Source organism: Acidicapsa borealis (genome assembly GCF_059115245.1).
Genome location: NZ_JCACNY010000001.1, coordinates 3,814,425 through 3,827,895, shown reverse-complemented (window position 1 = coordinate 3,827,895; position 13,471 = coordinate 3,814,425). Strand labels below are relative to the sequence as shown.

At 56.6% G+C, this 13,471-nt stretch carries 11 protein-coding genes; 4 read left to right on the top strand and 7 right to left on the bottom strand.

Annotated elements, in window-relative coordinates; translation table 11 throughout:
* Positions 1 to 26 precede the first annotated feature (26 nt).
* The 4 genes from AC5S27_RS15650 to AC5S27_RS15635 are packed head-to-tail and all read right to left on the bottom strand — an operon-like array spanning position 27 to position 3,494.
* Positions 27 to 734, bottom strand: a complete 708-nt coding sequence (locus tag AC5S27_RS15650) for a ribulose-phosphate 3-epimerase (protein ID WP_493935503.1) — start codon at positions 732 to 734, stop codon at positions 27 to 29.
* Complete coding sequence (locus AC5S27_RS15645; protein WP_493935502.1) at positions 734 to 1,561, bottom strand: alpha/beta fold hydrolase; 828 nt, start codon at positions 1,559 to 1,561, stop codon at positions 734 to 736. Before AC5S27_RS15645 ends, AC5S27_RS15650 begins: the two co-directional genes overlap by 1 nt.
* Positions 1,546 to 2,418, bottom strand: a complete 873-nt coding sequence (locus AC5S27_RS15640; RefSeq protein WP_493935501.1) for a sugar phosphate isomerase/epimerase family protein — start codon at positions 2,416 to 2,418, stop codon at positions 1,546 to 1,548. The genes AC5S27_RS15645 and AC5S27_RS15640 overlap by 16 nt, the downstream gene beginning before the upstream one ends.
* Positions 2,418 to 3,494: a Gfo/Idh/MocA family protein gene (locus AC5S27_RS15635; protein ID WP_493935500.1), complete on the bottom strand. Its 1,077-nt coding sequence runs from the start codon at positions 3,492 to 3,494 to the stop codon at positions 2,418 to 2,420. The genes AC5S27_RS15640 and AC5S27_RS15635 overlap by 1 nt, the downstream gene beginning before the upstream one ends.
* Positions 3,495 to 3,658: 164 nt before the next feature.
* Here AC5S27_RS15635 and AC5S27_RS15630 point away from each other — a divergent pair, with 164 nt between their 5' ends.
* Positions 3,659 to 4,876, top strand: coding sequence for an ROK family protein (locus AC5S27_RS15630; RefSeq protein WP_493935499.1), 1,218 nt, complete (start codon positions 3,659 to 3,661; stop codon positions 4,874 to 4,876).
* Between the two features lie 205 nt (positions 4,877 to 5,081).
* On the opposite strand, the gene AC5S27_RS15625 is transcribed toward AC5S27_RS15630, so the two are convergent.
* Positions 5,082 to 6,707 carry a putative N-acetylmannosamine-6-phosphate 2-epimerase gene (locus AC5S27_RS15625; protein WP_493935498.1) on the bottom strand — a complete coding sequence of 542 codons (1,626 nt, stop codon included), beginning with the start codon at positions 6,705 to 6,707 and terminating at the stop codon, positions 5,082 to 5,084.
* A gap of 160 nt (positions 6,708 to 6,867) precedes the next feature.
* Here AC5S27_RS15625 and AC5S27_RS15620 point away from each other — a divergent pair, with 160 nt between their 5' ends.
* The 3 genes from AC5S27_RS15620 (at position 6,868) to AC5S27_RS15610 (ending at position 11,166) form a co-directional block, all read left to right on the top strand.
* Positions 6,868 to 7,902 carry an L-rhamnose/proton symporter RhaT gene (locus AC5S27_RS15620; protein ID WP_493935497.1) on the top strand — a complete coding sequence of 345 codons (1,035 nt, stop codon included), beginning with the start codon at positions 6,868 to 6,870 and terminating at the stop codon, positions 7,900 to 7,902.
* Positions 7,903 to 7,939: 37 nt separating this feature from the next.
* Complete coding sequence (locus tag AC5S27_RS15615; RefSeq protein WP_493935496.1) at positions 7,940 to 10,036, top strand: FAD-dependent oxidoreductase; 2,097 nt, start codon at positions 7,940 to 7,942, stop codon at positions 10,034 to 10,036.
* 83 nt (positions 10,037 to 10,119) lie between these two features.
* The gene (locus AC5S27_RS15610; protein ID WP_493935495.1) at positions 10,120 to 11,166 is read left to right on the top strand and encodes an aldo/keto reductase; all 1,047 of its coding nucleotides are present in this window, start codon (positions 10,120 to 10,122) and stop codon (positions 11,164 to 11,166) included.
* 35 nt (positions 11,167 to 11,201) lie between these two features.
* On the opposite strand, the gene AC5S27_RS15605 is transcribed toward AC5S27_RS15610, so the two are convergent.
* Together AC5S27_RS15605 and AC5S27_RS15600 are read right to left on the bottom strand one after the other, a co-directional pair.
* Positions 11,202 to 12,002: a class II aldolase/adducin family protein gene (locus tag AC5S27_RS15605; RefSeq protein WP_493935494.1), complete on the bottom strand. Its 801-nt coding sequence runs from the start codon at positions 12,000 to 12,002 to the stop codon at positions 11,202 to 11,204.
* 128 nt (positions 12,003 to 12,130) lie between these two features.
* Positions 12,131 to 13,459, bottom strand: a complete 1,329-nt coding sequence (locus AC5S27_RS15600; protein ID WP_493935493.1) for an MFS transporter — start codon at positions 13,457 to 13,459, stop codon at positions 12,131 to 12,133.
* Positions 13,460 to 13,471: the final 12 nt, after the last annotated feature.

Sequence of the window (13,471 nt, the reverse complement as noted above, 5' to 3'; positions counted from 1 at the left end):
GTTGATTGCTCCGGGTTTGCGATCGCTTAGAGGTTATAGAGCCAGGTCATGCGTTCGGCAAGATCAGGCGCGCCGAAAGCGAGCGAACCGAGGACGACGGTCTCAGCACCCGCCAAGCGAAGCAGAGGTACGGTATTTTCACGAATTCCGCCGTCCGCTGCGAGAACGATTCGCTGCGGCGACTTGGCTTCGTCGATCAAGGTCTTGGCCTCTTGCAGGCGTGAACAGGCATTGGCATTCAACCCCTGTCCTTTGACGCCGATGGCCGTCCCGAGAAGAGTGATGAAGCGAAGTCGAGGTAGGAACGAAGTCAGGAGTTCAACTGGAGATTCAACTTTGAGGACCATGCCGGCGGCAATGCCGAGTTTTTCGATCAAATCCAGAGCCTCGAGTGCGTTGGCATTCTCCGCGTGGATGCTGATCAGCGATGCGCCGGCCTCCGCGAACTGCTCGATCTGGGAGAGAAGGATGGAGTCGCTGGTCATCAGGTGGACGTGGATGGGAATGGGTGACGATTTCTTGAGAGCAGCAACCAGGTCTGGAAAGAAGAGCAATGCTGGCGCGAAGTGGCCGTCGGCGACATCGACATGCAGGATGTCGGCGTGACCGGCAATGCGCTTCAAGTCAGCGGCCAGGTTGACCAGGTCTGCGGACCAGATGGAAAACTCGCCGATGAGACGGCTGGAGGGTAGCTTATCGATCCAGAGTTGGGATGGGGCGATGGTTTCGGGCATTACGGGTGCTCCTCCAGGAATTGAGTGATGGCGCTGTGAAAGCCGGCCAGGTATTGTGCCTTGCTTACAGCTTTGGCTGGAATGATTTTCAGACTAGCCTTGGGAATAAGTTCGGCCAGATATTTTGCGTAAGCAACCGGGTGAATGAAGTCATGCTCGGTGCCGATGACAAGCGTTGGGATAGTGAGTGCGCGAATCTCAGGTTCGGTGACGCCAGGGCCGTCGACCGAGATCTGGGAGAGCAGAGCAGCCGTAATTGCGTGCGGCTCGCGTTGGAAGAAGCTTTGGAGAGATGTCAGGTTATCCGGGGCTACCTGGGCAAGATGCTTTGCGACGTTCGAAGCGTTGAATATCTCAAGCGCTTCGTCTGGCGTGTGCATGGATAAGAGCCTGCCGACCAGCGCGTTAGGCGCCATGTTGGCGGGAGCGGACGTGGCGACCCACGCGGGCCTAGCAAGAATTAGGGCCTTGACAATTCCTGGCTTAGTGACCGCAAGCCTCAGCGCAATTGCGGCGCCCATGGAGATGCCGCCGACAATAACGGGGCTTGCGTTTAATGACTCGATTCGATCCACCAGGTCATCGGTAAAGATGGCGATCGAGAGCTCTTTGGTGTCTCCGGCTTCGGACTCGCCGTGACCGCGGCACTCCATAGTGATGCGACGGAAGCGGCGATCGAGGATAGGGGACCTGGGGAAAGCCTCCCGGGTTTGATTCGCGTCGCCGCAGAGCCCATGCTGGAAGACGACTGGTTGGCCGGAGCCGCCCGTATCATCCACGTGAATGGAGGGTCCGCCGCGCGCGAAGTGAGTTATTGATTGAGGCATGCCGTCTCGACTTTCAGACCAGCCCGTTCTATGGCGGCGGTCAGAAATGACGCTACACCAGGAGCGTCCTCAGCAGACAGCCCGTGAGTGACTAGAGATCCACCGAAGTGAGCGGATTTGAGGCAAGCGAGATAGTGATGATAATCGAGTACCCCCTGACCGGCGGCTGTGAATGTGCCCGAAGCGGTGCGGTCTTTGGCGTGGCCCATGATGATGCTGTCGGCGAGTAAATCGATCGCCTGGCTGACGATCTTTCTTTGGTTCTCAAGCGTGGCGATCTCAAAGAGATTGGCGGGGTCGAGGACTATCTTGAGGCGTGGACTTCTGATCTCGTCCAGTAATTGTCTCGCGCTGAGGGCTGAGTTGATGACATTTGCTAACTCAGGTTCAATGCCGAGGTAGAGATCGTACTGATCGGCGATACCAATGGCGATTTCAATTGAAGCGAGCAGATCTTTCCAGGCGGCGGCGCTCCGGTTGTCCGGATGATCGTGCCATTGATCGATAGGATCGCGAGTACCGGTACAGAGCGTGATGAGCTTGGTGTCCATCCCGGCTGCTGCGGATGCTAGTGTTGCTAAGCGCCGGTGGCCTTGGGACCGGATGGAAGGATCGGGGTGGATCATGTTGTAGGTGCCGGATAGCGCGCTGATTAAAAGATGATTCGAGATAGCCGCCTGGGCGATTGCCTTGATGACTTCGGCTGGGATCTCATCGGGCATCGAAGAGAGGCCGGAACAGGTCATGTTGTATTGAACGGTGGCGTATCCTGCTCCTACCGCGGAGGACAGGACTCGGTCCGGAGTTTGGCCTTCGAAGGTTTTCGCAAATATGCCGAGCTGAATATTGGGCTGCATCACACACCTCCGGTCACATCGGCGAGAGCGACCCTGTCTCCGGTTTCGACCGAGCGGGCGATGGCGACCATCCCGCGCACGGAGGCGATGCCGTCGTCGATGGTGGCCCCGGTTTGCGGTACACCGTTCAGGATGGTGTCGGCGAAGCCCTCTAATTGACGACGATAGAAGTGGCCATCTGCGCCGAGAATACGGTGGGTTGAGCCGTCGGATTCGTGGAAGATGTCCACTTCGCTGCTCTTGTAGTACCAGGGGTTGTAGGTCTTGCCTAAGATGCTGCCGTTCTTGCCGTAGATCTGGAAGCCCTCATGCCAATCCATACGGACGGCGACGGTGAGGTCCAGATGGCCGAGAGCGCCACTCGAGAACTCCACCTCGACGAACCAACACCAGATGCCGGAGCGTTCCGAGAGACGAGCACGGACGGCCGTGATATCGCCCGCCAAGTAACGGGCAGTGTCGATGAGATGGCATCCGTGGGCGAGCATGTAGTACTGGCGGAGGTTCGCCTTCGGATTGGTGGTGGGCTTTTTCGCGTTGGCGCTGGTAATGACCAGAGGCTGCACAGCATCGGTCATGGCGTAGCGATGGGTGTTATCGCAGTACCATGCCTTGATGGCGATGAGGTCGCCCATCTCGTCGTCAATGAAGGCTTTGGCGGATTGAATGCCTGCGTCGAAACGCTTCATGTGACCGACCTGCAGGATCTTGCCCGACGCAACGACAGCTGCCTTGAGCTTTTCTGATTCTTCGATGGTGACGCCGATCGGTTTTTCGCAGAGAACGTGTTTTCCAGCAGCCAACGCACGCAAGGAGGCGGGTACGTGGAAGGCGTCTGAGGTAGCGATGATGACGGCGTCGATGTCAGGATCGGCCAGCATTTGATCGTAATCGGCAAAGGTCTTGCTAACGCCATGGATTATGGCCATGCGCTCGCGGAGATCGTCAGCGACGTCGCAGATGGCCGCCAGATCGGCGTTCCGCGCCTTGGTGCAGCTCTCGAAGTGGGCTGCCTGGGCGATTTGTCCCGCACCCAGGACGCCTACTCTCACGCGGTTCTTATCTTTTTGCAGCATGACCGGGATCCTCGACTAAATCGCGACTAGCAAACTGTAAAAGCCTCACGCAGTTTGTTTGTTTAGTATACAAACAAATCTGTGATAAAAGTCAAGAGAGAGTTAATTCGTATTTATTTCGGCATCAATGGCTGTTTCCTTGAATAAGGTGGAGTTGTAAACCGATGACCATGCCCAGCACAGTTCGACGCATGAATGAGACTCGCCTTGTGGAGGCGCTGTTTCACCGCGGAGCCATGAGTCGGGCAGATTTGGCGCGGATCCTGGGGTTGACCAGGGCGACTGCGGGGAACCTGGTTTCCGGGTTGGTGCGCGAGCGGATGCTGCTGGAGGGAGAAAAGACCACGCCTCAAAGGGAAGCTCGCACTGGGCGCCCTGGCGGGGCAGTGCGTCTGAATCCGGACTACGCGATTTTTCTGGGAGCGGAGATTGGTGTTGGCCAGATCACGGTGGTTGCCCTGAATGCAATTGCGGAGCCTCTGGTTCGGCTCACATCTGATATGCCGGCCAGACGGAAAGAGCCAGAGGGGGTAATTCAGAAATTACAGACTCTGCTTCAAGACGCAATCTCCAAATTAAGATCGGACCAGATTGTGAGGGGGCTGGCGGTTACCATTCCGGGGCTGATGAACCATGAGGGGATGGTATTGCGAGCCCCCATTTTGGGTTGGGAACAAGTTCCACTGCGCGCCCTGTTGGCAACGGCTCTGCCGCAGTTCGACTCGATTCGAGTTGAGAACGACGGCAACGCATCTGCATTTGCGGAAATCTATCGCACTCCGGAGGCCGGTTCGCGCAGGTTGGGAGACGCGGTTTATCTGTTCATGGACTCAGGGGTGGGTGGGGCAATCCTCGCTAATGGCGAACTTGTCACTGGATCCAATGGCTATGCCGGGGAACTTGGGCACATTCTGGTTGGCGAGTCGGGATTTGGGCCGTTGCTTACCCTCAAGGGATCTCTGGAGAGCTATGTGGGAAGAGAAGCGATTCTGAGCAGATATCAGCAGCATGCTGGAACCGTTCTGAGTTTCGAGGCGCTCATCGCAGCGACGCAAGAGAGAGACGAGGCTGCGCTTGCGACTTTCGCCGATTGCTTACCTTACCTGGCGCGAGGCTTGGCGACACTTACAAGCGTGCTCAACCCCGGGAAGTTCGTGCTTGGTGGAGCGGTTGCAGCTTTCTTTGCGAGTGATCCGGAGCGAATCCAAAATGCAATACGTGAGAATCTGCTGCCGGATCATCCGCTCCCCGAATTGCAGTTTTCTTCGCTGGGTTCAGACGGACCGGCAGTTGGAGCAGCCTGCTTGATGCACCAGGCATTTTTTGCAATGCCAAAGGCACTGGATTCGGCTGCTCCGTCGCGTCCTGATCGTCAATATTAACGAATGAGCCATCTCCGATGATTGGACGCAGTCCGCTCAATCCACTCTACTCCGTTGAAGACATGCGCTTCCCAAGCATGATGATTGCTATGTTTACCGACAGGTTCCAGGTTCGAGTTCTACCTGGAGGAGCCAATGCATCAGTGACTTAGGTTTAACTTGCTGTTTCTTTCGGGCGGTCAACCCCGACTGAGATTGTTGCAAGTTACAGTAGGCCATTGGCTTCTGCTTCAAAAATTGAAGCTGCAGCGCCGCTGATACCGGCAAAAAGCCCTGAGGATGAGTGTTGTACACGAGGCTTTCTCTGCACCCCAAAATGCAGGAGAGCAGAGACTCTGTCCTCGATTTCGGGGGCAAAATGGGTGTGTCCTTCTATTAGGCCCCCAGAAAGAATGACTGCCTGTGGGTCAAAGAGGTTGAAAAGATTGGCAACGCCTTCGGCGAGGTACGAAGCGATGGAGCTGTAGGCAGCCTCGGCTGCCCGATCTCCGTTCAGGGCCAGTTGACTGATCTGCTGGGCCATTGCGGACTGTTCTTGGTTTGGCTCCAACAGCTTTGCGTTTGGATGGGATTTGTAGGCATTGATGAGAGCTGCCGTTGACACAAAGGCCTCGAGGCAGCCCCGGCGACCGCAGTTGCAGAGAGGTCCGTCGACACGAATGGTTTGGTGACCGACGGAGCCGGCGAATCCGTACTGACCAAGGATGAGTTTGCTGGACGAAACGATGCCGCCGCCGAGTCCAGTACCAAGAGTCAGCGCGATGAAATCCGAAAGGTGACGACCGATGCCGAAGTGCAGTTCCGAGAGTACGGCGGCGTGAGCATCGTTGTGCACGCTGACGGGGAGTTGGAAACGTTCTTCCGCGAAGGCGCGCAACTGGAACCCAGCCCATCCCGGGAGATTGTCGGTTGCGGCAAAGACGGAACCTGTACTGGCATCGATAGCGCCGGCGCTGGCTATGCCCAAGCCGACGGGGGTGATTTGGTCCTTTCGTGCATTCGTCAGAACGCGCTGGATCGCTTCTTCAAGAGCCGCAGCTATCGCGTCTCTGCCCTGGCTAGCAACCGTCGGTATCCGTTCGGCACATGAGACGACACCCTGGCGGTTGACCAATCCGGCTTTCACCGAGGTTCCGCCGATATCAACCCCAATTGCCTGAGAATCTGACTTGGGAGGTTGGAGGGCGCGAACAAAACTTTCCGTAATGATCCCGGGACGGGTGATTGCTGAACCGACGACGATACTCCATGCGCCGCGATCGATGGCCCTTCTTGCTTCTGACGGGGTGGTAATTCGACCCTCAGCGACGATCGGTTTTCCGGTTTGCTGTACTAACCCATCAAGCAGGCTCCAGTTGAAGCTTTTGATGTGCTTCGTCTCTTCGGTGTAACCGTTGAGCGTCATTCCGATTAGGTCGGCGCCAGCCTGGGCTGCCGCCAAGCCCTCATTGAGAGTTGCGATATCCGCCATGACTGGTAAGCGCAACTCGCGATGGATGCGTTCTACGATTTGGCGCCACGGTTCGCCAAAGAGCCACGCACGGTCTGTGCAATCGAGCGCGATGATGGTGGCTCCCGCAGCTGCCAGGCTGGCAGCGGAGGCAAAGTCGGGTGTGATGCGCATCTGTCCATTGCTGTACCGCTTTTCTATGCCGATGATGGGAAGACTGGTGTCATTTCGAATGAGGGTGATCTGCTCTGCGCTGTGCAGACGCAATCCAGCGGCTCCGTTCAGAACGGCAGCTTGCGCCATACGACGGAGGACATTCGGATCGTCGAGTGGATCGCCGGACCAGGCCTGACAAGACACGATCAGTTTGCCACGGATCAAGTGAAGACTTTCGAATGATGTTGGCATGTTGGCGGACCGCTGGTTGATAGTTGGACTTCTTTTAGGATAAATCCTTTTGCAGTTGTTCATCCTTCGCGATGTCTTATAGATTTCAGGCAGGCGCCGGCAAAACGTAATGCGGTGAGCGGAGTAGGCGGAGATGTCAAGCGTGATTGTGGCCGGCGCGATGCTGGCAATTCTTTCTGGGGTGATGAATGGGAGCTTTACCCTGCCGATGCGCTATCTGGGACGCTGGGAATGGGAGAATGTCTGGAGCCTGTTCATTATCAGCGCCTGTCTTCTGCTGCCTGCGGTGCTGATCACAGCTACTGCACCGCAAAGCTGGTCGATCCTTCTTCGTGCTCCGGCGGGATCGATTTGGGTTGCAATCGGCACCGGCTTTCTGTGGGGTTTCGGTTCGATCATGTTTGGACAGAGTGTGAGTGCGATTGGTATTTCGCTGGCAAACACATTTGTTCTGGCTATCTCTTCGGCACTGGGGTCTCTGCTGCCACTTGTCCTCTTATCTCCTGGCAAGCTTTTCCAGCGGACTGGTCAGATGATCCTTCTTGGCGTATCGATCGAAATCGTGGGAATCGTCCTGTGCGGTATGGCCGGAGCGAAACGCGAGAAGGCGGTCGGCGCGGGGTCGCAAGCAGAGCGCGGTGAGTTGGTGGGTCGTGCGCGGCCGCTTGGAGTTGCACTCCTGCTGGTGATTGGGGCGGGATTGCTTTCTGCCGTTTTCAATGTGGGCTTTGCGCTTGCGCAGCCGATTGCAGACTTCGGCCGGTCTGCCCATCTGGACCAGTTTGCCAGTACTAACCTGATCTGGGTGGTCATGCTGACCGCAGGCTCCGTTGCCAATCTTGGTTTTTGTGTCTATCTTATGATTCGGAATCGAACCTTTTCCAAATTTACTCAGCGCGGAGGCGCAAGGCTTTATTGGCTGGCTCTGTTGATGGGGCTGCTTTGGGGAGGAAGTATCTTCGTATACGGGATGGCTGTACCTCGCCTCGGTCCATTGGGCACCTCGATTGGCTGGCCTTTGAGTCTTGCGACGGGCCTACTTTTGGCAAACGCGATAGGGCTGGTGCTAGGCGAGTGGAAGCGAGCACCGAAACAGGCGCGAGGCTTTTTGTTCGCAGGCGTCGGCGTTCTGCTGGTTGCGATTTTGCTGCTCAGCCAGGCTGGCTGAGGGTCCACCACACGGGGAATTGAGGTCGTTAAACAAGATGCAATCTGGGATCCCAAGGCGTGTAGGAACCTACTTCGTTTTGATGGGAATTCTTGCCCGCGTATCGATTTGTGCTGCCTCTTCGTGGAAAACGGAAGCGACGCAGCCTGGCGCGAAGATGGCGGCTGCCTATTCCGTATTGGACGTGATGCAAGTGGAAGCCGACGGTGATGCGGCCAGGGCCGTTGTCCAACTACGGAGGGGCCGTGAGCAGTTTCACGCTTGCGATCTGGTGATCCTTGGTGGTGGCATGGGAGGAGTGAGTGCAGCCTATGAGGCATCCAAGGGGCGCCTAAGCGTTTGCATGATTGAACCCACGCTGTGGCTTGGTGGGCAGATGACATCAGAAGGCGTATCGGCGTTCGATGACAACCAGTGGATTGACACAACAGGCGCTACAGAGACATATCGCGAACTCAGTCATCGAATCCGTGCTCACTACGAGTCAGAGATGCCTGCGAGCAGGGACACAGGCAAACCCAATGACTCCAAACTGAACCCTGGCAACTGCTGGGTGAGCAGCTTGTGCTTTGAACCGCGCGTGGGGGCGCAGGTCCTTGATGAGATGCTGCGTCCGTTTGTTGCATCACACCGGCTCATGATTTGGCGCCACACAGTGGCGGTGCGAGTGGAGCGGCGCGGAAGGCGGATTGAGGGCGTTCTGGCCTACGACTTTGAACATCGCCAATGGCTTCGTCTGGTTGGAAAGTTCTTTATCGACGCATCCGAAACTGGAGACGGAATTCGTCTGAGCGGACTCAAGTTTCGGGTGGGCGCTGAATCGAAGAGCGAAACGGGTGAAAGAGACGCGCCTGAGCTGGAAGACCCATTGGCAGTTCAGAGTTTTACGTACCCCTTCCTGCTGCTGAATTCGCAAAGACCTTTGTCTGCACTATCGCGAAGTGAGCCGCCACACTACGCTGACAACAGGAGGGCATTCACTCTGTCTCTTCCTTCCACAGGCGGGAGGACTCTCCGATACGGCATGTTCGCGGATCTCCAGGGGACTCCCGGTGCGTTCTGGACGTACAGGCGCGTTGTCGATGCTAGCCAGTTCCGTGCCGGGCTCTTTGCCGGGGACCAGAGCATGATCAATTGGGAAAGTAACGACTACTGCGATAGCCGTTTGTTATCCGACGACCCCGTGGAACAGGCCAGAGCATTGCAGCGGGCAAAACAGCTCTCGCTGGGGTTTGCCTGGTGGTTGCAGCATGAAGCACCGCGTGACGATGACAGCGGCGCAGGCTATCCCATGATTGGATTGCAATTCGATGGGATGGGGAGCCGGGACGGACTCTCCCAGCAACCTTATATCCGTGAGTCACGCAGGGTTCTGGCGCTGCGTACGGTCGTTGAGGAAGATATCTCGGTTGATTTTCAGACGGGGGCGCGTGCGGCGCACTATGACGATACGGTGGGCATCGGTCAGTATCCGATTGACATTCATAGTTGTGGAAAGAGGCAGTTTACGTCGCAGACGAAGCCATATGAAATCCCTTTAGGGGCGCTGATTCCTCTCGATATGGATAATCTGCTGGCGGCGTCAAAGAACATTGGCACGACGCATATCACCAATGGCGCTTACCGTTTGCATCCGACGGAGTGGTCGATTGGAGAGGCGGCCGGAGCGGTCATAGCATGGTCCGTTCGGCACGGGACGACCCCAACGGAGGTCGATGGTGATCCGCGGGCACTCGCCGGGTTGCAGCGCTGGCTTGTGGAACAAGGACATCCAATCTTCTGGTTCGATGATGTCCCGCAAGACAGTGCCTTGTTCAAGGCGGCGCAAATGGTGAGTACTCTTGGGTGGCTACGGGCAGACGATGCGACACTCCATTTTGCCTCAGAGAAACCGATGCGCGGGGACGAAGTGACTGCGTCAATGCAAAGGGCTGGAGTTGAGGATTTACTCGTGTCCAGAGCAATTTTGAACATTCACGGGCTCAACTCCCCGACCTGGGAAGAACTCAGTCGGGCGGGCCTCCGTGTTTTAAAAACAGATGGGAACGTAACCCGCGGAGATTTTGCAGTTTGGCTATTAGCTGCCGCGTTCAGAAAATATGCCCGCTCCCCAAAAGCGAGCTATGCAGGCTAAGCAGGCAACCTGAATGGAGTAATGTAGGTTACAAGAGGTCGAATCTGCACTTCGATCTATCCTTGTGTCTTAGGGAGATTCCCATGAAACGACGAAAGTTCTTGAAAGATGTTGCGGTCACAGCAGCGCTTGCCGGCATCAAGAGTGCTGGCGGGCAAGAAATTGCATCAAGTTCCTTGCAGGGAGCTGCAGCTCACGTGCCCGCGCCTTTCGTGAGCAGCGTCAACGGCATCGGCCGACGCAAGTTGGGAAAATCCGATGCGGAAGTTTCGATCATCGGGGTTGGCGGGTACCATCTTGGGCTGTCGCATGTCACGGAGCAGGATGCAATTCTGATCATTCGAAGAGCTCTTGACGAGGGCATCAACTTTCTCGACAACTGCTGGGACTATAACGCGGGCGTGAGCGAAGAGCGCATGGGGAAAGCTCTCCAGGATGGCTATCGCAAGAAGGCCTTTCTGATGACCAAGATTGATGGACGCACCGGACCCGAGGCCCGCAAACAGATTGAGCAGTCCCTGCAGCGGCTCAAGACCGACCATGTCGACTTGCTGCAGATCCATGAAGTGATTCGCATCACCGATCCTGAGCAGGCTTTTCAGCCCGGAAACGTCATCGACGTTCTGCAGCAGGCCCGCAAGGAAGGCAAGATTCGGCATATCGGTTTCACCGGGCACAAGAGTCCGGAGATGCACATGCATATGATCGAGACCGCGGTTCAGCATGGATTTCAGTTCGACACGGTACAAATGCCAGTCAATGCGCTCGACCATCACTATGACAGCTTTGGGCAAAAGGTCATTCCGCTCGCGCAGAAGCATGGTATCGCTGTCCTGGGCATGAAGCCGCTCAGCAATGGTGCAATTCTCAAGACCAAAACGATCACGGCCGCAGAAGCGTTACATTATGCGATGAGCGTGCCGGTGACCATGACCATTACCGGTTGCGAATCCATGGCTAACCTGGAGCAGGCCCTGAGCGTTGCTCGAAACTTCAAACCGATGAGCGATCAGCAGAAGATTGCCGTTCTGCAAAAAACAGCGCCGTTTTCTCCGGCAGGGAAGTTTGAGGACTACAAGTCATCCCATATGTACGATGGGACGTACAACAATCCCCAATGGCTGGGCTAAAAATGCGACTCAGTCAGCTAAATAACTGAGCCCGATCAGTCGAGCAGGTCGGGCTGCTCCTTCACAATCAAATCCCATAACGGTTGATACTGGAACCATCCAACGCGCGGGTTGCCGACTTGCTTCTGCGCTACCACAGCGCTCTCATGCGAGATCGGAATCGGTTTTCCGACCGACTCCGCCAACATCTGCGATTGGCAAGAGCGATCCATGGTGATGAAGAACCAGGCAGCTTCGTCGACGGTGCTGCCAACGGTAAGGATTCCGTGGTTCTGCAGAATGACAGCCTTGCGTGGTCCCAGAGCCTCAGCGATACGGTCTCCCTCGGAAGACTCATAGACAACGCCTGTGTAATCGGCGAAGAGGCTGTGATCCTGATAGAAGGCACATGCATCCTGCGTAAGGGGATCGAGCAGGCGTCCCAGCGACGACCAGGTTTTTCCGTAGAGGGAGTGCGCGTGCGCCGCTGCCACGACGTCCGGCCTTGCCATATGGAGGCGTGAATGGATTGCGAAAGCCGCTTCATTCACCGGTTTATCGCCCTCGACGACCTCTCCGTGTTCATTGACGAGGATGAGATCAGAGACGCGAATGTGCGCGAAGTGCATTCCGAAGGGGTTCACCCAGAAATGGTCCAGCAGTTCGGGGTCGCGCGCTGTGATGTGGCCGGCTACGCCCTCGCTGAATCCGAACTTGGCAAAGAGTCGAAATGCCGATGCCAGACGCTGTTTGCGATGGAGGCGCTCCTCCGCGTGGGTCGCAAACCTTGGCGGCTCCGGCGTCTTGGCGATCTTTACCTCAGTGGGCTGGATAATCGGGAGTGTGGTAGTTGCCATCGTTTCACGTGTCCTTTTCCTGATTTTGCGTACAATCTCGGATGCACTGTTCGAATCCCGCGCGGGCGAGACTTCCTCCCTGATTTTAGTCCTGCCGTGTCTATGTCGAGAATTACCCGGGATCGACCTTACTTTGAGGCCGAATTCGGTGCGACTGCCGGGAGCGTTCTGGAGCGATAGCCGAGCATGAGCAGGCCCGAACCGATGAGTGCTCCTGACATCAGTAGAAATCCTGCACGGGAATCTCCGGTGCGTGCCTGAAGCACTCCTACCAGCCACGCTCCGGCAAAGGCGCCGAGGGCTCCGCTGGAGTTGATCAGTCCGAGCACTTCATCCAACACGTTCCTTGGGATCGATTCGGAAATCAGGGCGAAGAATGAGCCGTAAGGTGCGTACATGGCTCCGCCTGCGAGGATGAGCGCAGCATACGCCATCCAGAAGTTGTGCCCAGCCGCGAGAAAGGATCCAAACAGGGCCACACCAGCGAGGACGAGGAATGGCCAGATCGTTCGCCTGCGTTGCAGCGACCGATCGGAAATGTAACTGGCAAGAAGCATCAGAATCACCGCCAGGAGATACGGGATGGATGCGAGCAGTCCCGTTCTCTCGATACCCATGGCATTGCCGGCACGCAGGATGGTCGGAAGCCAGAGTACAAAACCATAAACGCCCACGCTCCAGCAGAAGTAGACGACGCTCAGGAGCAGCACGTCTTTGCGTGCGAAGGCCTGATTCCAGCTACGGATTGGGGTTAGTCCAACCTGTTCCTGGGCAAGTCTCTGCTCAAGTGCTAGGCTACTGTCGGTACTCATCCACGGAGCTTCGCTTGGCTTATCCCGCATGATTGCGAGCCACCCGAATGCCCAGACGATCGACGGCAGGCCCTCGACGACAAATGTCATCTGCCAGCCGAGGGAGTGGATCAGGTAGCCGGTGGCGATCGACATCCAGAGGACCGTGATGGGATTGCCGAGCATCAACAGGGTGTTGGCGCGGGATCGCTCCTGGCGTGTGAACCACCGCGTAATCAAGACAAGCATAGCGGGGAAGATGACACTCTCTGCAACTCCCAACAGCAACCGGTCAAGAGCGAGGAGCCAGAACTGATGGATCACTCCGGTGAGCGCGGCCAATGCACCCCATAGCACCAGAGCGGAAAATATGATGCGGGTGCTGCTGTGATGCCGCGCATAGACCATTCCGGGGACTTGAAAGGCGAAGTAGCCGAGAAAGAAAAGAGCGCCAAGAAGCGCTGATTGGGAGTCGGTTATGTGGAGCGTGGCCGCCAGTCCGGCAGCGGCTCCGAGACCATAGTTGGCGCGATCAAGGTAAGCCAGACTGTAGGTGATGAAGACCGCAGACAGCACGTACACCCATCGCTTGCGGCTATCCCGATCGCTCATCGCGACCTGCGGGCTCCCTTCCATGTCTGTGCGACCTTCCTCTCGTTTTGTCATGCATCCATCTGG

Excerpts from the sequence above, each read along its gene's own strand:
- AC5S27_RS15640 (WP_493935501.1), bottom strand. The coding sequence starts at position 2,418 with ATGCAGCCCAATATTCAGCTCGGCATATTTGCGAAAACCTTCGAAGGC.
- AC5S27_RS15605 (WP_493935494.1), bottom strand. The coding sequence starts at position 12,002 with ATGGCAACTACCACACTCCCGATTATCCAGCCCACTGAGGTAAAGATC.
- AC5S27_RS15635 (WP_493935500.1), bottom strand. The coding sequence starts at position 3,494 with ATGCTGCAAAAAGATAAGAACCGCGTGAGAGTAGGCGTCCTGGGTGCG.
- AC5S27_RS15645 (WP_493935502.1), bottom strand. The coding sequence starts at position 1,561 with ATGCCTCAATCAATAACTCACTTCGCGCGCGGCGGACCCTCCATTCAC.
- AC5S27_RS15650 (WP_493935503.1), bottom strand. The coding sequence starts at position 734 with ATGCCCGAAACCATCGCCCCATCCCAACTCTGGATCGATAAGCTACCC.
- AC5S27_RS15610 (WP_493935495.1), top strand. The coding sequence starts at position 10,120 with ATGAAACGACGAAAGTTCTTGAAAGATGTTGCGGTCACAGCAGCGCTT.
- AC5S27_RS15630 (WP_493935499.1), top strand. The coding sequence starts at position 3,659 with ATGACCATGCCCAGCACAGTTCGACGCATGAATGAGACTCGCCTTGTG.
- AC5S27_RS15620 (WP_493935497.1), top strand. The coding sequence starts at position 6,868 with ATGTCAAGCGTGATTGTGGCCGGCGCGATGCTGGCAATTCTTTCTGGG.
- AC5S27_RS15615 (WP_493935496.1), top strand. The coding sequence starts at position 7,940 with ATGCAATCTGGGATCCCAAGGCGTGTAGGAACCTACTTCGTTTTGATG.
- AC5S27_RS15600 (WP_493935493.1), bottom strand. The coding sequence starts at position 13,459 with ATGACAAAACGAGAGGAAGGTCGCACAGACATGGAAGGGAGCCCGCAG.